The sequence below is a fragment of the Variovorax sp. 3319 genome (genome assembly GCF_031456585.1).
Lineage (GTDB): Bacteria > Pseudomonadota > Gammaproteobacteria > Burkholderiales > Burkholderiaceae_C > Variovorax > Variovorax paradoxus_P.
In genome coordinates this window covers 695,276-716,162 of sequence record NZ_JAVDUZ010000001.1, presented here as the reverse complement: position 1 = coordinate 716,162, position 20,887 = coordinate 695,276, and the positions used below count along the sequence as shown (strand labels likewise).

The 20,887-nt window shown below is 65.6% G+C and carries 21 protein-coding genes; 11 read left to right on the top strand and 10 right to left on the bottom strand.

The genetic code is table 11. From position 1 onward, the window contains the following. Positions 1–18 precede the first annotated feature (18 nt). Entirely contained in the window at positions 19–1,308 is a 1,290-nt protein-coding gene (locus tag J2X67_RS03605) for an SUMF1/EgtB/PvdO family nonheme iron enzyme (RefSeq protein ID WP_309950595.1), read from the bottom strand. A gap of 192 nt (positions 1,309–1,500) precedes the next feature. On the opposite strand from J2X67_RS03605, the gene J2X67_RS03600 reads away from it, so the two are divergent. Both J2X67_RS03600 and J2X67_RS03595 read left to right on the top strand, forming a co-directional pair. Then, positions 1,501–2,097, top strand: a complete 597-nt coding sequence (locus J2X67_RS03600) for a TRAP transporter small permease subunit (RefSeq protein ID WP_309950594.1) — start codon at positions 1,501–1,503, stop codon at positions 2,095–2,097. Positions 2,098–2,109: 12 nt separating this feature from the next. Further along, on the top strand, positions 2,110–3,891 hold the full coding sequence (locus J2X67_RS03595) for a TRAP transporter large permease subunit (protein WP_309950593.1): 1,782 nt from the start codon (positions 2,110–2,112) through the stop codon (positions 3,889–3,891). A 108-nt stretch (positions 3,892–3,999) separates the two neighbouring features. Here the strand turns inward: J2X67_RS03595 and J2X67_RS03590 are convergent, their stop codons facing one another. The 4 genes from J2X67_RS03590 to xseB form a co-directional block, all read right to left on the bottom strand. Beyond that, positions 4,000–5,082, bottom strand: a complete 1,083-nt coding sequence (locus J2X67_RS03590; RefSeq protein WP_281149760.1) for a TRAP transporter substrate-binding protein — start codon at positions 5,080–5,082, stop codon at positions 4,000–4,002. Between the two features lie 112 nt (positions 5,083–5,194). Continuing rightward, on the bottom strand, positions 5,195–7,051 hold the full coding sequence (dxs, locus tag J2X67_RS03585) for a 1-deoxy-D-xylulose-5-phosphate synthase (RefSeq protein WP_309950832.1): 1,857 nt from the start codon (positions 7,049–7,051) through the stop codon (positions 5,195–5,197). 41 nt (positions 7,052–7,092) lie between these two features. After that, positions 7,093–8,007, bottom strand: a complete 915-nt coding sequence (locus tag J2X67_RS03580; RefSeq protein WP_309950590.1) for a farnesyl diphosphate synthase — start codon at positions 8,005–8,007, stop codon at positions 7,093–7,095. After that, positions 8,004–8,270, bottom strand: coding sequence for an exodeoxyribonuclease VII small subunit (xseB, locus tag J2X67_RS03575; RefSeq protein WP_309950588.1), 267 nt, complete (start codon positions 8,268–8,270; stop codon positions 8,004–8,006). Before xseB ends, J2X67_RS03580 begins: the two co-directional genes overlap by 4 nt. A 282-nt stretch (positions 8,271–8,552) precedes the next feature. Between xseB and J2X67_RS03570 the strand changes: the two genes are divergently transcribed. From J2X67_RS03570 to J2X67_RS03540, 7 genes are read left to right on the top strand one after another with little or no spacing between them, the layout of a single operon-like run. Then, a complete protein-coding gene (locus J2X67_RS03570; RefSeq protein WP_309950586.1) occupies positions 8,553–9,695 on the top strand; it encodes an aromatic ring-hydroxylating dioxygenase subunit alpha in 1,143 nt (380 codons plus the stop codon). Positions 9,696–9,717: 22 nt separating this feature from the next. Further along, on the top strand, positions 9,718–10,635 hold the full coding sequence (locus J2X67_RS03565) for a DMT family transporter (protein WP_309950829.1): 918 nt from the start codon (positions 9,718–9,720) through the stop codon (positions 10,633–10,635). A gap of 37 nt (positions 10,636–10,672) precedes the next feature. Beyond that, a complete protein-coding gene (locus J2X67_RS03560) occupies positions 10,673–11,581 on the top strand; it encodes a sulfurtransferase (RefSeq protein ID WP_309950584.1) in 909 nt (302 codons plus the stop codon). Then, positions 11,578–12,162, top strand: a complete 585-nt coding sequence (locus J2X67_RS03555; RefSeq protein WP_309950583.1) for a DUF2796 domain-containing protein — start codon at positions 11,578–11,580, stop codon at positions 12,160–12,162. The genes J2X67_RS03560 and J2X67_RS03555 overlap by 4 nt, the downstream gene beginning before the upstream one ends. Positions 12,163–12,166: 4 nt before the next feature. Further along, entirely contained in the window at positions 12,167–12,922 is a 756-nt protein-coding gene (locus J2X67_RS03550; RefSeq protein ID WP_309950582.1) for an ABC transporter ATP-binding protein, read from the top strand. A gap of 10 nt (positions 12,923–12,932) precedes the next feature. Next, the gene (locus tag J2X67_RS03545) at positions 12,933–14,195 is read left to right on the top strand and encodes an FtsX-like permease family protein (protein WP_309950581.1); all 1,263 of its coding nucleotides are present in this window, start codon (positions 12,933–12,935) and stop codon (positions 14,193–14,195) included. A gap of 4 nt (positions 14,196–14,199) precedes the next feature. Then, positions 14,200–14,847 carry a DUF3299 domain-containing protein gene (locus J2X67_RS03540; RefSeq protein WP_309950580.1) on the top strand — a complete coding sequence of 216 codons (648 nt, stop codon included), beginning with the start codon at positions 14,200–14,202 and terminating at the stop codon, positions 14,845–14,847. Between the two features lie 19 nt (positions 14,848–14,866). On the opposite strand, the gene J2X67_RS03535 is transcribed toward J2X67_RS03540, so the two are convergent. Beyond that, on the bottom strand, positions 14,867–16,138 hold the full coding sequence (locus J2X67_RS03535) for a glutamate carboxypeptidase (protein ID WP_309950579.1): 1,272 nt from the start codon (positions 16,136–16,138) through the stop codon (positions 14,867–14,869). Here J2X67_RS03535 and J2X67_RS03530 point away from each other — a divergent pair. Next, complete coding sequence (locus J2X67_RS03530) at positions 16,137–16,277, top strand: hypothetical protein (protein ID WP_309950578.1); 141 nt, start codon at positions 16,137–16,139, stop codon at positions 16,275–16,277. The two genes, J2X67_RS03535 and J2X67_RS03530, sit on opposite strands and share 2 nt — an antisense overlap. A gap of 24 nt (positions 16,278–16,301) precedes the next feature. Here the strand turns inward: J2X67_RS03530 and J2X67_RS03525 are convergent, their stop codons facing one another. Further along, a complete protein-coding gene (locus tag J2X67_RS03525; protein ID WP_309950577.1) occupies positions 16,302–17,024 on the bottom strand; it encodes an XRE family transcriptional regulator in 723 nt (240 codons plus the stop codon). A gap of 199 nt (positions 17,025–17,223) precedes the next feature. Between J2X67_RS03525 and J2X67_RS03520 the strand changes: the two genes are divergently transcribed. Continuing rightward, positions 17,224–18,390 (top strand): FAD-binding oxidoreductase, encoded by a 1,167-nt coding sequence (locus J2X67_RS03520; RefSeq protein ID WP_309950575.1) that lies wholly within the window; start codon positions 17,224–17,226, stop codon positions 18,388–18,390. A 36-nt stretch (positions 18,391–18,426) separates the two neighbouring features. Here the strand turns inward: J2X67_RS03520 and J2X67_RS03515 are convergent, their stop codons facing one another. The 3 genes from J2X67_RS03515 to J2X67_RS03505 form a co-directional block, all read right to left on the bottom strand. Next, the gene (locus tag J2X67_RS03515) at positions 18,427–18,639 is read right to left on the bottom strand and encodes a hypothetical protein (RefSeq protein ID WP_309950574.1); all 213 of its coding nucleotides are present in this window, start codon (positions 18,637–18,639) and stop codon (positions 18,427–18,429) included. A gap of 135 nt (positions 18,640–18,774) precedes the next feature. Next, positions 18,775–19,755 carry a ZIP family metal transporter gene (locus tag J2X67_RS03510; RefSeq protein ID WP_309950573.1) on the bottom strand — a complete coding sequence of 327 codons (981 nt, stop codon included), beginning with the start codon at positions 19,753–19,755 and terminating at the stop codon, positions 18,775–18,777. A 105-nt stretch (positions 19,756–19,860) separates the two neighbouring features. Then, on the bottom strand, positions 19,861–20,760 hold the full coding sequence (locus tag J2X67_RS03505; protein ID WP_309950572.1) for a dienelactone hydrolase family protein: 900 nt from the start codon (positions 20,758–20,760) through the stop codon (positions 19,861–19,863). Positions 20,761–20,887 lie beyond the last annotated feature (127 nt).

Sequence of the window (20,887 nt, the reverse complement as noted above, 5' to 3'; positions counted from 1 at the left end):
CGAGGGCTCCGAGACGAATCAGAGGCTGCAGGTCCGGAAGCCGAAGAACCCGTCGTCGCGTCCCGGCAGTGCGAAGCTGCGCCGCCGCGGGGAGCGCAGGCGTGCGCGGGTTGCGAACGAGGCGCCGCGCAGCACGCGAGCCTGGCCGAATGCCGGGGTCGGATCGAACTCGCCGCCGCCGCTCCATGGATCGGCCCGAAAACCCGGCCATGGCCGCAGCGTGCCCGCGGTCCATTCATGCACGTCCGACCAGCGAAAGCCACGCCGGGCCGCCGTCTGCGCCGCAATCTCCCATTCGACCTCGGTCGCGATGCGGCGGCCGGCCCAGCGAGCCCAGGCATCGGCCTCCCACCAGCTCAGGTGCACCGCGCTGTGGTGGCCCGCCGCCCGCACGGTTGCACCGAAACGGTGCTGCAGCACCGAACCGCCAGTGCCGTTGCGGGCTGCTCCGATCTGCTCGACGTGCCGCGGCCCGCGGCGTCCTTCAACCTGCGCGGCCAGCCAGCGCCAGCCTTCCGGATGCCAGAGCTCCTCGCGGTCGTAGCCGCCTTCGTCGACAAACTCGATGAACTGGTTCCAGGTCACGGGCTGTGCGTCGATCTCGAATTCAGGCACGTCGACGCGATAGGCCCCCTGCTCCTGTGCAAAGGCAAACCCGCAGCCTTCAGGCTGGCCAAGCTCCCACTGCGTGGCGGGCAGCACCAACGGCTCGCGTGTGACCGAAATCGGCAGTTGTTCGATCCCAAGAGGCAGCCCCAGCGTTTGCGCCATGACGATCAGCTGTTCACCGCGCAGGTCTTCGTGGAAAAGGGCAAGGCGATAGAAGTACAGGCCGGGATCGGTTTCGGCCGCATGCTCCAGCAGTTCGAGCGTGCTCTCCAGCGTTTCGAGCAGGTAGGCCTTGGTTTGGCCGAGGTCCGGCAGGGCCGGCGACCAGATTTGCTGCCGCGTTGCGTGGGCCGGGTCCCACCAGCCGTCGGCATTGGGATCGATGGCAGCGAGGCGGGTTGGGCGCACCGGGCAGTCGGCGCCGAACGCGCGTTGCGTGTTGCGGCCAATCCACCATTCGGCAAACCAGCCGATGTGCCCGGCCAGCCACACCGGTGGCACCACGCCCGCGTCGTCCGAGGGCGGCACTGCAAGATCGGGCGAAGCCAGCGCCTCTTCGTAGAGCGACAGCAGGTGGAGCGTGTGATTGCGCGCGTCCATGAGGGCCAGCGACAGCAGTTCGCGTCCGGCGCGCCGCATCTCGGGCGAGTCGATGGAGTGCGGCAGGCCCGCGGGCAGCAAAGGCGGCGACGATGGCATGTTTCATTATGGCGAGCCGCGGCACCAGCGCGGCGCACAGCGAGCGCGTCTACGGGAATACACCGCCCGGCTGCGCCCGAAAACGGCTTTCCGCGCCGATAAAATCGCGCGTCCGCAAAAGCCCCGACCGCCGCCCGCCGGCCGAGTCCGGACCGCTTCTGCATCCAAGCATCCATTCTTCTGGAGAAGAGCATGAATTTCCTGCTCAGATTTTCGCGCGCCGTCGATTGGCTGAACGGCCAGATCGGCAAGTACGTGATCTGGCTCATCCTTGCGTCCACCGTGATCAGCGGCGTCAATGCCGTGGTCCGGAAGGTGTTCAACGTCAGCTCCAACGCCTATCTCGAAGTGCAGTGGTACCTGTTCGCCGCGTCCTTCCTGATTGCCGCGGGCTATACGCTGCTGAACCAGGAGCACGTGAAAATCGACGTGATCCTCAGCCGGCTGTCCAAGCGTGGCCAGATCTGGGTCGACATCATCGGTTTCAGCTTCTTTCTCACGCCGGTTTGCCTCGCCATCCTCTGGTACGGCATTCCGTTCTTCCTGCAGGGCTATCGCTCCGGCGAAATGTCGAACAACGCCGGCGGGCTGATCCGCTGGCCGATCTACGCCATGATCCCGCTGGGCTTCTCGCTGCTGATGCTCCAGGGGTGGTCCGAACTCATCAAGCGCATCGCGTTCCTGCAAGGCCGCATCGACGACCCGACGCAGAAGCGGGAAGAAAAGACCGCCGAAGAAGAGCTGGCGGAGTCCATCCGCCGGCTCGCCGAATCCAACGCCAAAGGCTGAGCGGTAGCACCCATGGAATTCATTACACAAAACTTCGCCCCGATCATGTTCGCGGGGTTGATCGTCTTCCTGCTGTTCGGCTTTCCGGTGGCTTTCAGCCTCGGCGCCTGCGGCCTCTTCTTCGGCTTCGTCGGCGTGGAGCTCGGCCTCTTGCCCGAGGCGCTGATGCAGGCGCTGCCGCTGCGGGTGTTCGGCATCATGCAGAACGACACGCTGCTGGCCATTCCGTTCTTCACGCTCATGGGGCTGATCCTGGAGCGAAGCGGCATGGCCGAAGACCTGCTCGACTCGATCGGGCAACTCTTCGGCCCGGTGCGCGGCGGCCTGGCGCTGGCGGTGATCTTCGTGGGTGCGCTGCTTGCGGCCACCACCGGCGTCGTCGCGGCCTCGGTCATCTCGATGGGCCTGATCTCGCTGCCGATCATGCTGCGCTACGGCTATGACCGGCGCATCGCGTCGGGCGTGATTGCAGCGTCGGGCACGCTGGCGCAGATCATTCCGCCTTCGCTGGTGCTGATCATCATGGCCGACCAGCTCGGCCGCAGCGTGGGCGACATGTACAAGGGCGCGTTCGTGCCGGGTTTCATGCTGACCGCCATGTACGCGGGCTACGTGGTCCTGCTGGCCATCTTCAAGCCCAAGTGGGTTCCGGCCCTGCCGCTCGAAGCACGCACCTTCCGCGAGCCGAGCGGCAGCAGCGGCCTGCCCTCGCTGCTGGTGCTGACCGCCCTTGCCACTGCGGCGGCCGTGTTCTTCGCCAAGCACATTGCAGACGTCCACACCTGGTGGACCGGCCAGCCCGTGACCAGCGTAGCCACCGATGAAACCATCGTCGTGTCGATGTGCGTCGGCGTGATGCTGGCCTTTTTGATCGCGGTGGCCAATCGCCTGCTACGGCTGCGCCTGCTGTCGCGCATTGCCGAACGCGTGACTTTCGTGCTGATCCCCCCGCTGCTGCTCATCTTCCTGGTGCTGGGCACGATTTTCCTTGGAGTGGCCACCCCTACCGAAGGCGGTGCCATGGGTGCGCTCGGCGCCTTCATCATGGCCATGGTGCGCGGCCGGCTCAGCATGAGCCTCCTCAAGCAGGCGCTCAACACCACCACCAAGCTGTCGTGCTTCGTGGTGTTCATCCTGATCGGCTCGACCATCTTCAGCCTGGTGTTCCAGGGCGTAGACGGGCCGCGCTGGGTCGAGCACCTGCTCACCGGCATGCCAGGCGGCCAGCTCGGCTTCCTGATTTTGGTGAACGTGCTGATCTTCTTCCTGGCGTTCTTCCTCGACTTCTTCGAGCTCTCTTTCATCGTCGTGCCGCTGCTGGCCCCCGTGGCGCACAAGCTGGGCATCGACCTGATCTGGTTCGGCGTGCTGCTGGCCGTGAACATGCAGACCTCGTTCATGCATCCGCCTTTCGGCTTTGCGCTGTTCTACCTGCGCAGCGTGGCGCCCACGAAGGCCTACAACGACAAGGTCACCAACGAACGCATCGAACCCGTCACCACCATGCAGATCTATTGGGGAGCCGTGCCGTTCGTGCTCATCCAGATCATCATGGTCGGCCTGATCATCGCGTTCCCGGCCATCGTCTCGAGCGGCCTCGACAAGGAGGTAGCGGTCGACCTCGACAAGATCGGCGCCGAGATGCAGGCCAACATGCCGAAGGACGATTCACAGCCCGCCCCCGAGCCGGAGCCCGGCGCCTCGGCACCGGCCGGCGCCGAAACGCCTGCAGCGGAAGAAGACCCGATGAAGGCCATGCAGGAACAGCTTGACCGGGACGCCGGCAAGAAGTAGTTCAAAGAAGGCCGCTGCGGCCCCGGACGGGTCGCAGCGGCGTACTTTTCGGAGACGCAAAAAAAGCCCCGCGACGCGGGGCTTTTTGCTGGCCGGAATGAATCCGGATCAGAGCTTGAGCGTGGACATGAACGAGTCGAAGCGCGATTCCGCAAAACGGAACCAGAGCACCTGGTCGCGCTGGAAGCTGCGGAAGTCGGCGTAGATCTTCTTCCATTCAGGGCTCTTGGCATCGTTCTCGGCGTAGACCTCGAGCGAAGCCTTGTAGGCGGCGTCCATCATGGCTTGCGAGAACGGCAGCACCTTGGTCTTGGCGGCCACGAGCTGCTTGAGCGCGATGGGGTTCAACGCGTCGTACTTGGCAAGCATGTCCGACGATGCCACGGCAGCGGCGGCTTCCACGATGGCCTTGTTCTCGGCCGAGAGGCCGTCCATGGCCTTCTGGTTGATGAAGAAGTCCACTTCCGGACCGCCTTCCCACCAACCCGGGTAGTAGTAGAACGGCGCCACCTTGTTGAAGCCGAGCTTCTGGTCGTCGTACGGTCCCACCCATTCGGCGGCATCGATGGTGCCCTTTTCGAGCGCCTGGTAAATCTCGCCGCCCGGCAGGCTTTGCGGCACGGCGCCCATCTTCTGCATGACCTCGCCGATCAGGCCGCCGCCCAGGCGCATCTTCATGCCCTTGAAATCCGCCACGGACTTGATTTCCTTGCGGAACCAGCCGCCCATCTGGCAGCCCGTGTTGCCGCCGGCGAAGCTCACCATGTTGTACTTGGCGTAGAACTCGTTCATGAGCTTGCGGCCGTTGCCGTGCATCATCCACGCGGTCATCTGGCGCGAGTTCAGGCCGAACGGAATGGCCGAGCCCAGCGCAAATGCGGGATTCTTGCCGTAGAAGTAGTAAGGCACGGTGTGGCACATCTCGACCGAACCGTTTTGGACGCCGTCCACCACGCCGAAAGGAGGCATCAGCTCGCCGCCGGCATGGACCGAGATTTCGAACTTGCCGCCCGACATGGCCTTGACCGCCTTGGCAAACACTTCAGCGCCGCCGTAGATGGTGTCCAGCGACTTGGGAAAGCTGGAGGCCAGGCGCCAGCGGACGGCGGCTTGCGCATGAACTGCGGGCGCAATGCCGGCGGCCAGAACGCCGGCGATGCCGGCGTTTTTGATGAGGGAACGACGATCCATTGAATTCACTCCGAGTGCATTGGAAAAAACGAAACGCGGCTTGTGGCCGCGTCGACGACTTTCGTAAGTCGCCGCGATTGTAAAAACGTGCTTACAGGCAGCCCGCCGGGGTTTACCCTGCGACGGAACCGAAGCGGCGCGCAATCGAGGCTTGGATGCCCGCTGCGTCGAGGCCGATGGACGCGAGCAGCTTGGCCGGATCGCCATGCTCGATGAATCGGTCGGGCAGGCCCAGCTGAAGCACGGGCTTCTGAACGTTGGCCGCCTGCAACGCTTCGAGCACCGCACTGCCCGCGCCGCCCATGACGGCGCCCTCTTCGAGCGTGACGATGGCGTCGTGCGTGCCTGCCACCTGCAGCAGCAGGTCGACGTCGAGCGGCTTGGCCCAACGCATGTTGACCACGGTTGCGTCGAGCGATTCGGCTGCGGTGAGCGCCGGGTACAGCAAAGTGCCGAATGCAAGGATTGCAATGCGCTTGCCTTCGCGGCGTACTTCGCCCTTGCCGAACGGCAGCGAGTCGAGTGCCAGGTGCGGCGTGACGCCAGCGCCCGCCCCGCGCGGATAGCGCACGGCCACCGGATGGTTCTGCTCGTAGGCGCTGGACAGCAGCTGGCGGCATTCGCGCTCGTCGGCCGGGCACGCAATGCTCATATTGGGAATGCAGCGCAGGAACGGAATGTCGTACGCGCCCGCATGCGTGGCGCCGTCCGCACCCACGAGGCCCGCGCGGTCCAGCGCAAACACCACAGGCAGGTTCTGGATTGCGACGTCGTGAATCAGCTGGTCGTAGGCGCGCTGCAAGAAGGTCGAGTAGATGGCGACGACCGGCTTCAGGCCCTCGCATGCAAGGCCGGCCGCGAACGTTACGGCGTGCTGCTCGGCAATGCCCACGTCGTAGTAGCGGTCGGGAAAGCGCTGCTCGAACTCGACCAGCCCCGAGCCTTCGCGCATGGCAGGCGTAATGCCGACAAGACGGCCGTCGTGCGCGGCCATGTCGCAGAGCCATTGCCCGAACACCTGCGTGAAGGTCTGCTTGGCTACCGCGGCCGACTTGACCAGGCCCACCTGCGGATCGAACTTGCCGGGCCCGTGGTAGGCCACCGGGTCGGCCTCGGCGAGCTTGTAGCCCTGCCCCTTCTTGGTGACCACGTGCAGGAACTGCGGGCCGTCGAGGTGCTTGAGGTTTTCGAGCGTGGGCACCAGCGAATCGATGTCGTGACCATCGATGGGACCCACGTAGTTGAAGCCGAACTGCTCGAACAGCGTGGCCGGAACGACCATGCCCTTGGCATGCTGCTCGAAGCGCTTGGCCAGCTCGAACAACGGCGGCGCGGCGCGCAGCACGCTCTTGCCCACGTTCTTTGCGGCGGCGTAGAAGTTGCCGCTCATCAGCTGCGCAAGGTAGCGGTTGAGCGCGCCGACCGGCGGGCTGATCGACATGTCGTTGTCGTTCAGGATTACCAGCAGCTTGCAATCGCACACGCCGGCGTTGTTGAGCGCCTCGAAGGCCATGCCGGCGGTAAGAGCGCCGTCGCCGATGATGGCCACCGCATGGCGGTCTTCGCCCTTTTGCTTGGCCGCCATGGCCATGCCCAGCGCGGCCGAAATGCTGGTGGACGAATGCGCCGTGCCGAAGGTGTCGTATTCGCTCTCGCTGCGTTGCGGAAAGCCAGAAATACCGCCGATCTGCCGCAGCGTGGGCATGCGATCGCGCCGGCCCGTGAGAATCTTGTGCGGATAGGTCTGGTGGCCCACGTCCCACACCAGCCGGTCGTGCGGCGTGTTGAACACATGGTGCAGCGCCACGGTGAGCTCCACCGTTCCAAGATTGGAACTCAGGTGCCCGCCGGTGCGCGATACGTTGTCGAGCACGCAGGCGCGCACTTCGTCGGACAGCTGCTTGAGCTGGGCCCGGTCGAACTGGCGGATGGGCGAGGGATCGTGCAGCGTGGGAAGCAGCGGGGCCATGGGAGCGTCGTGGTTCTTCTTGTCCATCTGTTCAACAGAGTTCATCGGTCGCGGTCGACGACCATGTGCGCCAGCGCACGCAGCGCCGCGGTGTCTGCCAGGCCGCTGCGCTCGAGGGCCGCGAGCGATTCGGCGAGCAACTGCTTTGCCTGCGCGCGCGCGCCATCAAGGCCCCACAGCGAAACATAAGTGGGCTTGTCCGCCGCGGCGTCCTTGCCGGCCGTCTTGCCAAGGGTTTGCGAATCGGCGGTCACGTCGAGAATGTCGTCGACCACCTGGAACGCCAGGCCAATGGCCGCACCGTAGCCGCGCAGCGCAGCCAATGCCGCGGGCGCCACGCCGGCCGCACAGGCCGCACCCATTTCAACACTGCCCTGCAGCAGGGCGCCGGTCTTCAGGCGGTGCATTTCGCGCAGTTGCGCTTCGTTCAGGGCCAAGCCGACGCTGGCAAGGTCGATGGCCTGTCCGCCGGCCATGCCCTGGCTGCCGGCGGCGCGTGCAAGCAGCCGGCACAGCGTGGCCTGGATCGACGCGGGAATCTCGTCGCCTTCGGGCGTCAGCAGTTCGAAGGCCAGGGCCTGCAGGGCGTCGCCGGCCAGCAGCGCATCGGCCTCGCCGAATTTCACATGCACGGTGGGCTTGCCACGCCGCAGCACGTCGTTGTCCATGCAGGGCAGATCGTCGTGCACCAGCGAATAGGCATGGATGAGTTCGGTTGCGCACGCCGCGCGCAGCGCAGCGGCCGCGTTGCCGCCCACTGCTTCGCTTGCAGCCAGAACCAGCAAGGGCCGCAGCCGCTTGCCGCCGTCGAGCACGGCGTAGCGCATCGCGTCGCCAAGCAGCACGGGTGAATCGACGCCGACCCAGCGCGAAAGCGCGGCCTCTACACGTGCGAGATGCGGTTCGCTCCAGCCGGCGAGCCGCGCGGCATCCCAATCGGCCACAGCGGCGCTCATTCGGCGGTCCAGGGCTTGAGGCTGCCCGCGTCCAGCACCTTGATCTGGTCTTCGACCGCCTGGAGCTTCTCGCGGCAGAAGGCGAGAAGCGCGGCGCCGCGCTGGTAGCTGCCAAGCAACTGGTCAAGCGGCAGTTGGCCGGATTCGAGCTCTGCAACCAATTGTTCCAACTCCTGGAGCCCGGCTTCGTAGCTGGGCGGCAGCGGCCCGGTGTCGGGCGTGGTCGCCGGGCTGGAGGCGGCGGAAGAAGGAACCTTGGGCATGCGGGACAACAAGTATGAAATCGGGCATTTTAGGGCGGGGAACCAAATGGGCGCCGCTCGCCGTGGTGCGGCCGTTGCCTGGCGCCACCACGGGCCGCGGCGGCGCTTCCGGATCTGCCGCAATGGCATACAAAAGGCTGCGGGCACCGCAGTGCCCCCTTGGGTACAATCGCGTGTTCCCCTGTCGGCCGCGCCGGCACAACTCTCGGGCCGTTGCCTTCCCAGACGGCGCCTTCCGTTTTTCTCTTTTTTCTCCCTGTGGGGAGCTTGGTCAGGTCCTCCATGTCTGATTTAAGTCTTCAACTGCAGCAGGCCACGAGCCAACTTCCAGTTTCCGCGTACTTCGACGAGTCGCTCTACGCGCGCGAAATGCAAACGCTGTTCGCGCAAGGCCCGCGCTACGTGGGCCATCGCCTGGCGGTGCCCGAGCTGGGCGACTTTCATACCCTGCCGCAAGAGCACCAGGGCCGCGCGCTCGTGCACACGCCCAAGGGCGTGGAGCTCATTTCCAACGTGTGCCGCCACCGGCAGGCGCTCATCCTGCAAGGCCGTGGCCAGCTCGACAACCAGACCGGCGGCAACATTGTTTGCCCGCTGCACCGCTGGACCTACGCTGCAAGCGACCCGCGCACCACGGGCACGCTGATCGGCGCGCCGCATTTCGAGCAGGACCCCTGCCTGAACCTGCACAACTATCCGCTCACCGAGTGGAACGGCCTTTTGTTCGAGCGCGGCGCAAACGGCCTCGGGCGCGACGTGGCGGCCGACATGGCCGATCTCGGCCCCCGCGCCGACCTGGACTTCACGGGCTACGCGCTCGACCGCGTCGAACTGCACGAGTGCAACTACAACTGGAAGACCTTCATCGAGGTCTACCTTGAGGACTACCACGTCGGGCCTTTCCATCCGGGCCTTGGCAGCTTTGTTACCTGCGACGACCTGCGCTGGGAATTCAACCGCAACTTCTCGGTGCAAACCGTGGGCGTGGCCAACCGGCTCGGCCGCGCGGGCAGCCCCATTTACCAAAAGTGGCAAGAGCAGTTGCTCAAGTACCGCGAAGGCAAGCCGCCGAAGTACGGCGCCATCTGGCTCACCTACTACCCGCACGTCATGGTCGAGTGGTATCCGCACGTGCTCACGGTGTCGACACTGCACCCGGTGAGCCCGACCAGGACGCTCAACATGGTGGAATTCTTCTACCCCGAGGAAATAGTCGCCTTCGAACGCGAATTCGTCGAAGCCCAGCAGGCCGCCTACATGGAAACCTGCGTGGAAGACGACGAGATTGCCGAGCGCATGGACGCCGGCCGCCGCGCGCTGATGCTGCGCGGCGACGACGAGAGCGGCCCTTACCAGAGCCCCATGGAAGACGGCATGCAGCAGTTCCACGAGTGGTACCGCAGCGCAATGCGGCAGAACGCCTGAGCCCGTAGTGCAAGCGCTCTGGATGGTGCTCGGCGCCTTCTTGTTCGCCACCATGAGCGTGGTCGTCAAGGTGGCTTCTGCGTGGTTCAACAGTGGTGAGATGGTGCTCGGGCGCGGCCTGATCGGCATCGTTTTCTTGTGGCTGCTGGCGCGCAACCGCGGTGTTCCGCTGGCCACAAGCTACCCGGGCATGCACGCGTGGCGCAGCACCATTGGGGTGGTGTCGCTCGGCGCATGGTTCTACGCAATCGCCCACATGCCGCTGGCTGCGGCCGTCACGCTCAACTACATGAGCAGCGTGTGGATCGCTGCCTTTCTGGTCGGCGGCACGCTGCTGGCCTGGGTGCCGGTGCCCGGACGCGACGGCCGCGTCGAGCGGCCGCCGCTGCAGGGCACCCTTGCGCTGACCGTGCTGGCGGGGTTCGTGGGCGTGGTGCTCATGCTCAAGCCCAGCGTGGATGCGAGCCAGGGTTTCGCAGGGCTGCTGGGCCTGCTCTCCGGGCTTACGGCCGCGTTCGCCTACATGCAGGTGGTGGCGCTGTCGCGCATCGGCGAGCCCGAGTTGCGCACGGTGTTCTATTTCGCGGTCGGTTCGGCCGTGGCCGGCGCGTTTGCCACGGCCGCCACCGGGTTTTCTGGCGGAAATTCATGGACGTGGCAGCATGCGCTGTGGCTGTTGCCGATCGGCTTCCTGGCCGCCCTTGGGCAGCTTTGCATGACGCGCGCCTATGCCACCGCAAAGACCCAGGCCGGTACGCTGGTAGTGGCCAACCTGCAGTATTCCGGCATTGTCTTTGCGGCGTTCTACAGCGTGGTGCTGTTCGACGACCGCATCGACGCCGCCGGCTGGGCCGGCATGGCGCTCATCATCGTGAGCGGCATCGCAGCCACGGTGCTGCGCCAGCGAGCGGTGCCCAAGGCGCCGGCCGAAGAACACTGAACCGCATCGAACCCCATCGACAACGAAGGAGCCCGCCATGTACACAACCCTCGTCAGCGTCGAACAACTCCAGCAGCTGCAAGCTGGCGACCTGCCCCTCATGGTTTTCGACTGCAGCTTCGACCTCATGAAGCCCGAGGCAGGCGCGCAGCAGTACGCCGCGGCCCATATTCCGGGCGCCGTGTATGCCAACCTCGACACCGACCTCAGCGCAAAGCACGGCATGCCCGGCGCGCACGGAGACGTGGTGGTGGCCCAGGAAGACGGCGTACCTGCCTCGGGCGGCCGCCATCCGCTGCCGAGCCGCGAAAAGTTTGCAGCCTGGCTGTCGAGCGTCGGTTTTTCCAACGAGATGCAGGCCGTGGTGTACGACCGCAACGGGGCCAACTACTGCGGCCGCCTGTGGTGGATGCTCAAGTGGATGGGCCACGACGCAGTGGCAGTGCTCGACGGCGGATTGCAAGCCTGGCAGGCCGCGGGCGGCGAAGTCACGAGCCGCGAAGAACCGGCGCACTTCCAGTCGAACTTCGTACCGGGCGAGCCGCTTGCAAAGCTTGTGACCACCAGCACGGTGGTGCGCCGGCTCGGCCAAGCTGACCAGCAGCTGATCGACGCGCGGGCTGCTGCGCGTTATCGCGGTGAGGTGGAACCTCTGGACCCCATTGCGGGTCACATCCCCGGGGCCCTGAACCGGCCCTTCGCCGAAAACCTCGGTCCCGACGGCAAGTTCAAGCCGGCATCGCAATTGCGTGCCGAGTTCGACGCACTGCTGGCGGGCCGCGATCCGGCTACGGTTGTCCACCAATGCGGCAGCGGCGTGAGCGCCGTGCCCAACCTGCTTGCGATGCAGATCGCGGGGCTTGGGACGACCGCGCTCTACGCCGGCAGCTGGAGCGAGTGGAGCAACACGCCGGGGCTGCCGACCCGGCAAGGCGCAGAACCATGAAGCACAGCCGACTTCGACGACGCATTTCATCCGGACTCGCATTCGCAGCAGCGGCGCTGTTCGCAGCGCCCTTTCTTTATGCGCAGGCCCAGCAGCAGCACGCGCATGTGCACGGCCAGATCAAGCTCGACGTGGCCATTGACGGCCCCACGGTGGTGATCGACATGGAGTCGCCGCTCGACAACATCGTGGGCTTCGAGCGCGCACCCAAGACCGATGCCGAGAAGAAAGCCGTCGAAGAAGCCATTGCCCAGCTGCGCGCGGCCGACAAGCTCTTTGCCATCGACCCCGCCGCCAATTGCAAGCTTGGCCCGGTCGACCTGCGCTCCGGCGCATTGGGCCTCGGCAACCCCGACCCGAACGAGCCGCCCGGCCATGCAGACCTGGACGCCACCTTTTCTTTCAACTGCACCAATGCGGCCGCGGCAAAGTTCATTGATGTGAACCTGTTCAACGCCTTCAAGGGCACGCGCCAGATCGATTCGCAGATTGCTTCGGCGCAAGGACAGTTCAAGCGCCAGCTCAAGCGTCCGGCCGGCACGCAGGCGAGCCAGCCCGTGCGCCTCGGCTGGGGCAAGTAAGCCTGTGAGCACCGAGCCCCAGGCCGAATCGGCGCCGCTGCGCGTGGTGCTGGCTGCCGAAGCGCTGCGGTTTGCGTGGCCGGGCATGAAGAGGCCCTGCATCGACATAGAGGCTTTTCGCATCACTGCCGGAGAGCTGGTGTTCCTGCACGGCCCGAGCGGCTGCGGCAAGAGCACGTTGCTGTCTCTGCTGGCGGGCGTGCTGGTGGCCGATGAAGGCCGCGTGACGCTGCTCGGGCACGACTGGTCGCAGCTCTCGGGCGCCGCGCGCGACCGCTGCCGCGTTGCGCACGTGGGCTACATCTTTCAGCAATTCAACCTGCTGCCGTATCTGAGCGTGCTCGACAACGTGCTGCTGCCGTGCCGCTTCTCGCAGCGCCGCGAAGCGCAGGCGGCGCGCAGCGGCGGTTCCCACGGGTCGCGTGAGCAGGCCGAACACCTGCTCGACCAGATGGGCCTCGACCGCAACCTGTGGAAGCGCCAGGCCATGCAGCTTTCGGTCGGCCAGCAGCAGCGGGTGGCGGCGGCGCGTGCACTCATCGGCCAGCCCGAGGTGGTGATTGCCGACGAGCCCACTTCCGCGCTCGACGAGGACCGGCGCGAGTCCTTTCTGGACGTGTTGCTGACGGCCTGCGCAACCAACCAGAGCGCCCTGGTGTTCGTGAGCCACGACCAGCGCATTGCGCAGCGCTTTGCCCGCCACGTGCTGCTGCCCGACATCAATCGCGCAGCAACCGCGGCAATGGCGGCGGACGCATGAAGGCCCACCCATGAGCGCCCTTTTTTCCATTGCCTGGCGCAGTGCATGGAACCGCCGTTTCACGCTCGCGCTCACTGTGTTCTCTATTGCTCTGTCGACCTTTCTGCTGCTGGGCGTGGAGCGCATTCGCACCGAACTGCGCGAGAATTTCGCGTCGTCCGTTTCCGGCACCGACCTGATCGTGGGTGCGCGCACGGGCTCCACCCAGCTGCTGCTGTATTCGGTGTTCCGCATCGGCGCGGCCACCAACAACATCTCGTGGAAGAGCGTGCAGGCCCTGGCCTCGCACCAGGGCGTCGATTGGGTGGTGCCGCTTTCGCTGGGCGATTCGCACCGGGGCTTCGCGGTGCTGGCCACCTCGCCCGAATACTTCACCCGGTTTCGGTACGGCAACCGCCAGTCGCTGCAGGTGCGCGAAGGCAAGCCCTTCAGCGCACTGTTCGACGCGGTGGTAGGCGCCGAAGTGGCCGACAAGCTCGGCTACCACGTCGGCCAGAAGATCACCCTTGCCCACGGCAGCGGCGAACTCAATGCGTCCGAGCACGCCGACAAGCCCTTTACCGTGGTCGGCGTGCTCGCGCGCACCGGCACGCCGGTCGACCGCACAGTGCACATCGGGCTCGAGGCGATGGAAGCCATTCATCTTGAATGGGTGGGCGGTGCCCCCATGCCCGGCGTCAAGATTCCGGCCGAGCAGGTGCGCAAGTTCGACCTCACACCAAAGAACGTGACGGCCGCCCTTGTCGGCCTGAAGAACCGCTCTGCCGTATTCGGCGTGCAGCGCTGGATTTCCACCTATGCCGGCGAGCCGCTGATGGCCATCCTGCCCGGCGTGGCGCTCGACGAATTGTGGAGCGTGATCGGCGTCGGCGAGAACGCACTGCTGCTCATGTCGGCACTGGTTGCGCTGGTGAGCCTTGCGGGGCTTGTCTCGGTCGTGATGGCGGGCCTGAACGAGCGCCGCCGCGAACTCGCCGTGCTCCGCGCCGTGGGAGCCGGCCTGCGCCATGTGCTGGCATTGCTCGCACTCGAGGGCGCCATGGTCACTGTGCTGGGCGTTGCCTTTGGCGTAGTCATGGCGGTGCTTGGCATTGCCCTGCTCGCGCCATGGCTGCAGTCGCAGTTCGGGCTGACACTGAGCCTTTCAGAACCTACACTGAACGAATGGCTGCTGATGGCGAGCCTGCTGGTTGCCGGCTGGCTCGCAAGCCTGCTGCCCGGCATCCGTGCTTACCGGCTGTCGTTGGCCGACGGCCTCTCACCCAGGATTTGAAACCATGCGCATCGCAAAGAAGACCTCCACGTTCCGAGCTTTCACCCGGCTTTCGATGCTGCTCGCCGGTGCCGGCCTTGCGGCAGCCGCATGGGCCGCCGAACCTGCACCCAAGGACACGACCGCATCGAATCCGCTCGGCGGCAAGGCAGCACCGGCTGCACCCGCGGCCGTAGCCAAGGGCACGCCGGGCCAGCCGCGGCAGATCACCTGGGAAGAACTGGTGCCGAAAGACTGGGACCCGGCCAAGGAGTTCAAGGGCATGGACCTGAGCTCGCTCAACGACGGTGATCCGCGTGCCAACGAGCTGCTCATGAAGATGCAGGAGGTCTCGAACAACGCACCGACCAACCCTGCGATGAACGGCGCCGAAATCAAGATCCCGGGCTTCATCGTGCCACTCGAAGAAGCCAAGGGCGAAGTAACCGAGTTCTTGCTCGTGCCCTACTTCGGCGCCTGCATCCACACGCCGCCGCCACCGGCCAACCAGATCCTGCACGTGGTGTCGTCGAAGGGTGCCAAGTTCCGCGCCATGGACACGGTGTGGGTTACCGGCAAGCTGCAGACCATGCGCAACGACTCGATGATGGGCGTGAGCGGCTATCACGTGAACGCCACCAGCGTTACCAAGTACGCGGGCGGCGCAAAGTAAAAGAGACCAGCGCAGGCTGCTACTGCTTGCCGATTTCGGTCAGCAGCCGGGTAACGAGATAAAGGCGCGGCACGATCGAGTCGACCTCGATGTATTCGTCGCGCGCGTGATAGCCGAAGCCCGCCAGGCCGAAGCTCTCGACCACGGTGGCCTTGCCGGAGCGGCCCGCATAGCCCGCGTCGGTGCCGCCGCCGGTCATTGGCGTGAGAGCGAGTTCGCGGTCGATCTCCTTGTAGATGGCCTGGGCCTTCTCGGCCAGCGCACGGCCCTTCTCGCCCGCCACGAAAGCCGGGCGACCCACTTCAACCTTGAGCGTGGTCTCGGTGTCGGGCACGAGCTTGCCGCTCGCGAGCTTCGCCTGCAGGGCGGCCTCCAGCTTCTTCTCGGCGCCGGGCTGTGTGATGCGGATGTCGCCGAGCGCCTGCGCTTTTTCGGTGATCTGGTTGATCGGGCCAGTGGCACGCGCCACGGTCCAGTTGAGCGCCACGCCGGGAATGTCCTTTGCCACGTCTCGTGTCTGCAACAGCTGGTACGACAGCTCATACAGCGCGTTGCGTCCCAGCTCGGGTGCGGCACCCGCGTGCGATGCGCGGCCCTTCACTTCGAGCGTGGCCTGAGCAATGCCGGCGGCGCCCAGCAGCAGCGATTCGCCCTTGGCCACCGACTTGGCCGCGGTGGGCTCGAAAGACAGAACCGTGTCGTGCTGATCGGCCATGGCCGCAATGATTTCACCGGAGCCGACCGAACCCACTTCCTCGTCCGGGTTCATGAGCACCGTGAGCGTGTCGTAGTCGCGCCAGCCCGCATCGGCCAGGATCTTCAGCGACGCCAGCATGACCGCGAGCCCGCCCTTGTCGTCCGCAATGCCGGGGCCGTAGATCCGGTTGCCGTCCACCTTGTAGGGCTGGCTGTTCAGGATGCCGGCGGCGTACACAGTGTCCATGTGGCCCTGCAGCATGATCTTGCGCTTGCCCGTTCCCTTGATGGTGCCGATGACCAGGTCGGCGCCAGCCCCGGCGGCAGCCTTGCGCCGCTCGGTCTTGAAGCCGGCCGCCTTCAGGCGCCCTTCCACCACGTCGGCCATCTTGAGCAGGCCATCGACGTTGAGGCTGCCCGATTCGATCTGCACCATTTCCTTGAGGTTTTCGATCACCGCGGGCTGAGCCTTTTCGGCGGCGGCAAGCAGCTTTGCATCGGGCGCGGCATGCACGGCGGCGGCGGCGCCGAGCGCAAGGCCACAAGCCAGAGCAATGGAGCGCAGGGTGAAGAAAGACGAAGAGCGAACTGTCATGAAGGTTCTCTTTGTTGGAGTGGATGGCGAGCGCCAGCATAGCGAGCCGACGCCCGGCGCGCTGCAAATTGGCGACAGTGCCGGCCTGCCCGCAATGGTCGTGAAGCGCCACGCCGCACGGTCTCCGCAAACCCGATGAATACCCGCCCCGCAAGAGGTGTTCTCAATCCTTCCTGCTGCTGCGGGGCTTCCTTGCCGCGGCCTTGCGTGCCGGCTTCGGCCCCGGCGCCTCGCGCGCCGACTTCATGTGACCGCTTTCCGCCGTGGTCATGCCCACGATCTTTGCAAGCTGGCGGCTCACGCTCACATAGGCATGGCCGATGCGGCTGTCGAAGTACAGCGAGTCGCCGCGTGCAAGGCGCACGACCTTGCCGTTGTCGAAGTGCACTTCGATCTCGCCCGAAAGCACGTAGGCAAACTCTTCTCCCGCATGCCGCACGAAATCTTCGGGGCCATGGATGCGGCGGGCATGCACGGTGCCGACGATCGGGCTCATCTGCTTGCCGGCGGCCGTGGTGCCCAGAAACTCGTAGGCGATTGAAAGGCCGCGATACACCACGCCCTTGCCCGCACGGGTAACGACCGGCCCGTCGAGCTGCGCGGGCTTGACGCCCGCCCCGGCGAACATCGCGTTCATGTCCATCTCGAGCGCACGGCCGAGTGCGGTGAAGTTTTCGTACCCGAGCGCGAGTTGTCCGCGCTCTGCGCGCGAGATGGTGGTGATCGACACGCCCGAGCGCTCGGCCAGCTGTGCCAGCGTCCAGCCGAAACGCTTGCGCGCGGTGCGCAGGCGGTTGCCGAAAGTGGTGCGGTCCAGCGCCGGCTGCTCGTCCTTCGGCTTTGCTCCCGGCCTGGCTCGCGGCTTGTTGCCCGTGTGTGGATTCACGCTTGGCTCTCTCTTGTAGTGCAGCGCAATTCTGCCAGTCCGGCACTCGATTCTCCGTTCCGGCTTTCGCCTCCGCCTTGCGAAATTGCGTATTCGCAAATTGCATCGACGCAAATTTCACCGATGTGGTGCGCCATCCCTCTTCTGGTGAACTCCAATTAATTTGCGTATACGCAAATTTCTACCTACACTTTCGCCGATGACTTCCAACACACCAGCGCCCATTGCGGCCGACTACCTCGTGATCGGTGGCGGCATTGCCGGCGCCTCGGCGGCCTACTGGCTTGCGCCCCACGCCCGCGTGATCCTGCTCGAACGGGAGGCCCAGCCCGGCTACCACTCCACCGGCCGCTCGGCCGCGCTATTCATGGAAAGCTATGGCACTGCCCAGGTGCGCGCGCTCACCATGGCAAGCCGCGCGTTTCTCGAACATCCGCCCGAAGGCTTTGCCGAGCACCCGCTGCTCACGCCGCGCGGCGCGTTGATGGTGGCCGACGCAGACCACCTGGCCGAACTCGAAGCCCACTGGGAGGTGCTGCGCGCCATGAACAGAGGCGCAAAGCGGCTCAGCGGCGAAGAAGCAATCGAGATGGTGCCAGCGCTGCGGCCCGAACAAGTGGTGGGCGGCGTCTATGAGCCCGATGCTTCAGACATGGACGTGCACGCCATTCACCAGGGCTACCTGCGCGGCATGCGCCAGGCCGGCGGCAAGCTGGTGTGCGACGCCGGCGTAACTGCGCTCGAGCGCGTGGGCGACCGCTGGCGCGTGACCGCAGGCGGCGCGGCCTACGAGGCGCCAGTGGTCATCAATGCCGCGGGTGCGTGGGTCGACACCATTGCACAACTGGCGGGCGTGCGGCCCATCGGCATCGAGCCGCGCCGGCGCTCGGCCTTCATCTTCGCGCCGCCGGAGGGCAGCAACGTCGCGCACTGGCCCATGGTGTTCAGTGCCGACGAAGGCTGGTACATCAAGCCCGACGCCGGCATGCTGCTCGGCTCGCCGGCAAACGCAGATCCGGTCGAACCGCAAGACGTGCAGCCCGAAGAGCTGGACGTCGCCTTTGCCATCCACCGCATAGAGGAAGCCACCACGCTCACCATTCGCCGCCCCACCCGCACCTGGGCGGGCCTGCGCTCCTTCGTGGCCGATGGCGACCTGGTGGGCGGCTTCGATCCCGAAGCGCCCGGCTTCTTCTGGCTTGCGGCACAGGGGGGTTACGGCATCCAGACCTCGGCGGCCATGGGCGAGGCTTGTGCGGCACTCGCGCGCGGCCTGCCCGTGCCGCAGCGCATTGCGAGCTTCGGGCTCACGGCCGAAATGCTCGGGCCGCAGCGCTTGCGTGCCGCAACTGAAATAGCTGGATAGCCGGATAGCAGCCGGAAGGGGCTCGTTGAAAGCGGCTCAGTCGGGCGCGTTCATCACCCGGGCAAACTCTTCGTCAGCGGGCACGTTGTCGGCATCGAGTTCGCTGGCATCGGTCAGGTCGATGCCGGTCTCCGACAGGTCGTCATCGGCTTCGGATTCCGATTCTTCGAAGTCGTCGACGGGCGAATCGTCGTCGTCATCTTCGGGCGATGGCGGTGCGGGGCGCTTCTTGGCGTCGACGTTGTTCATGATCGGTTCCTCGGCGATGAGATAGGCGAAAACATTCGTCAGACCCCCGATGTTGCACCTCTTTCGGGTGCCGTGCGTCAATTCCCCGGAACAGCGTCGGTTTCGGAACGTATCCATCGCCCCGCCCAGCGCAACTCAGTCCTTGTACGCCGGGGCCCCCTCGCCTTCGTGCGCATGGCCGTGATCGGCGTGCCCATGTTCCGAGTGGCCGTGATCCGAGTGGCCGTGATCGTGCTCTCCGTGCGCAAGCCGGCTCACAAGCGTGACGAGCGCAATGCCCACCACAAGCCAGACGATCTGCGCCGCGGTCTGCCGTGCGGGCAAACGCTTCTGCAGTTGTGGAATCAGGTCGGCCAGTGCTACGTAGACAAAGCTGCTGCTCGCCAGCACCAGGAAGTATGGCAACCATCCGTGCAACTGGTCGACGAGCCACCATCCGACGATGCCGCCGAGCATGGTCATGGTGCCGGCGAGCGACACCTTGATCAATGCCGCACGCTGGTTGGCCGAGCTCTGGCGCAGCACCACCAGGTCGCCGATGTGATGCGGAACTTCGTGCGCGAGCACCGCAATGGCGGCCACCAGGCCAAGGCGCATGTCCGCAATGAAGGCCGATGCAATCAGGATGCCGTCGCCGAAGCAGTGCACGCTGTCGCCGGTGAGCACAGCCCAGCCGCCGCGCCCGCGGGGCGCATGGCTGTGCGAATGGCCGTGCTCTCCATGGTCATGGTGGTGGGCGTGGTCATGGGCATGATCGTGCGGGTGGTCGTGCCCGGTGTGGCCCGTGTTCTGCCCTGCGGCCCCCGGCGCCGGGCTGCCGTGGTGATGCTCGTGCCCGTGATGCCAGAGCTCGGCCTTGTCGAGCAGAAAGAAGAACACCAGGCCGAACAGCAGCACGCCAAAGAGCAGCGCGGGTTCGATGCGGCTTTCGAAGGCTTCGGGCAGCAGATGCATGAAGGCGGTGGCAAGCAGCGCACCGGCCGCCAGGCTGAGCAGGTGCTGCGAATTCACACCGCCCGATCCGCTGCGCACGCCCACGCGCAGGAGCAAGGCCGCGAGCCATACGCTTCCGATGCCGGCAACCAGGGTCGCCGCAATGATCACTATCAAATTCATAGCTGCTTGCGCAATTTCGATGGGCACCGATGCCCGACAACGTTCATACAAAGAGAAAGGCCGTCACGTGGACGGCCTTCGGCGGTGAGTGGCTACAGGCCGTCGTCAGACGACGCCATTGGCTTTGAACCAGGCCGTGGCTCGCTGCCATCCGTCGTCGGCCGCGCTCTTCACGTAGCTGGGGCGGTAGTCGGCATGGAACGCGTGGCCTGCTTCGGGATACACGACGAAGCTCGAAGCCTTGGCAGCCGGGGTTCCATTTGCCAACGCTGCTTTCATCTTATCAACCGTGTCAAGCGGGATGCCCTGGTCTTTTCCGCCGTACAAACCTAGGACCGGCGCTTGCAGGTTTGCAGCGATGTCGATGGGGTGCCTGGGCGCCAGTTCGCTCGGCTGGCCGACCAGCCGGCCGTACCAGGCCACGCCAGCCTTGACTTTGCCCGTGGCGGCATAGAGCCAAACGATGCGGCCGCCCCAGCAGAAGCCGGTGATGCCGGCTTTTGCAATATTGCCGCCGTTGGCCGCGGCATACGTGAGCGCGCCGTCCAGGTCGGCCATGACCTGCGCATCGGGCACCTTGCTCACGATGTCGGCCTGCAGCTTGGGAATGTCGGTGTAGCCGCGCGGATCGCCTTGGCGCGCATAGAGTTCGGGGGCAATGGCCAGGTAGCCGAGTTGGGCAAAGCGGCGGCAGGTGTCGGCAATGTATTCGTGCACGCCGAAGATCTCCTGGATCACCAGGATGACCGGCAGGCCCGTCTTGCCAGCCGGCGCTGCCGCATAGGCGGGCACCTCGAAGCCGTTGACGGTGTACTTGATCGGCCCGGCCTTCAGGCCTTCGGCCGAAGTGCTGATCGCAGTCTGCGCCATGACCGGCATCACGGCGGCCGCATAGCCCACGCCGATGGCGGCCTTGAGTGCGGTGCGGCGCGTGGCGCCCTGCTCTGTGCTCTCGCCGGGGCGAAGCGAATCGAAGTCGGAACGGCTGTCATCGCGAAGGGACATGGGAGGGGCTCCAGTGGAATCGTCGGACTGAAAGGACGTGAAAAGGGGATGCGTGAAAACGCACGCCGCAATGTAGGCGAATTCAGCCCGGCCCGTATCCGACCGCTGTATGCCAACAGGGTTGCTT

What these genes read in the sequence shown, in the direction of transcription:
- J2X67_RS03565 (WP_309950829.1), top strand. Translation starts at nt 9,718, where the DNA reads ATGGTGCTCGGCGCCTTCTTGTTCGCCACCATGAGCGTGGTCGTCAAG.
- J2X67_RS03570 (WP_309950586.1), top strand. Translation starts at nt 8,553, where the DNA reads ATGTCTGATTTAAGTCTTCAACTGCAGCAGGCCACGAGCCAACTTCCA.
- J2X67_RS03590 (WP_281149760.1), bottom strand. Translation starts at nt 5,082, where the DNA reads ATGGATCGTCGTTCCCTCATCAAAAACGCCGGCATCGCCGGCGTTCTG.
- J2X67_RS03595 (WP_309950593.1), top strand. Translation starts at nt 2,110, where the DNA reads ATGGAATTCATTACACAAAACTTCGCCCCGATCATGTTCGCGGGGTTG.
- dxs (WP_309950832.1), bottom strand. Translation starts at nt 7,051, where the DNA reads ATGGCCCCGCTGCTTCCCACGCTGCACGATCCCTCGCCCATCCGCCAG.
- J2X67_RS03605 (WP_309950595.1), bottom strand. Translation starts at nt 1,308, where the DNA reads ATGCCATCGTCGCCGCCTTTGCTGCCCGCGGGCCTGCCGCACTCCATC.
- J2X67_RS03520 (WP_309950575.1), top strand. Translation starts at nt 17,224, where the DNA reads ATGACTTCCAACACACCAGCGCCCATTGCGGCCGACTACCTCGTGATC.
- J2X67_RS03560 (WP_309950584.1), top strand. Translation starts at nt 10,673, where the DNA reads ATGTACACAACCCTCGTCAGCGTCGAACAACTCCAGCAGCTGCAAGCT.
- J2X67_RS03580 (WP_309950590.1), bottom strand. Translation starts at nt 8,007, where the DNA reads ATGAGCGCCGCTGTGGCCGATTGGGATGCCGCGCGGCTCGCCGGCTGG.
- J2X67_RS03530 (WP_309950578.1), top strand. Translation starts at nt 16,137, where the DNA reads ATGAAGGTTCTCTTTGTTGGAGTGGATGGCGAGCGCCAGCATAGCGAG.
- J2X67_RS03510 (WP_309950573.1), bottom strand. Translation starts at nt 19,755, where the DNA reads ATGAATTTGATAGTGATCATTGCGGCGACCCTGGTTGCCGGCATCGGA.
- J2X67_RS03545 (WP_309950581.1), top strand. Translation starts at nt 12,933, where the DNA reads ATGAGCGCCCTTTTTTCCATTGCCTGGCGCAGTGCATGGAACCGCCGT.
- J2X67_RS03555 (WP_309950583.1), top strand. Translation starts at nt 11,578, where the DNA reads ATGAAGCACAGCCGACTTCGACGACGCATTTCATCCGGACTCGCATTC.
- J2X67_RS03540 (WP_309950580.1), top strand. Translation starts at nt 14,200, where the DNA reads ATGCGCATCGCAAAGAAGACCTCCACGTTCCGAGCTTTCACCCGGCTT.
- J2X67_RS03515 (WP_309950574.1), bottom strand. Translation starts at nt 18,639, where the DNA reads ATGAACAACGTCGACGCCAAGAAGCGCCCCGCACCGCCATCGCCCGAA.
- xseB (WP_309950588.1), bottom strand. Translation starts at nt 8,270, where the DNA reads ATGCCCAAGGTTCCTTCTTCCGCCGCCTCCAGCCCGGCGACCACGCCC.
- J2X67_RS03535 (WP_309950579.1), bottom strand. Translation starts at nt 16,138, where the DNA reads ATGACAGTTCGCTCTTCGTCTTTCTTCACCCTGCGCTCCATTGCTCTG.
- J2X67_RS03600 (WP_309950594.1), top strand. Translation starts at nt 1,501, where the DNA reads ATGAATTTCCTGCTCAGATTTTCGCGCGCCGTCGATTGGCTGAACGGC.
- J2X67_RS03505 (WP_309950572.1), bottom strand. Translation starts at nt 20,760, where the DNA reads ATGTCCCTTCGCGATGACAGCCGTTCCGACTTCGATTCGCTTCGCCCC.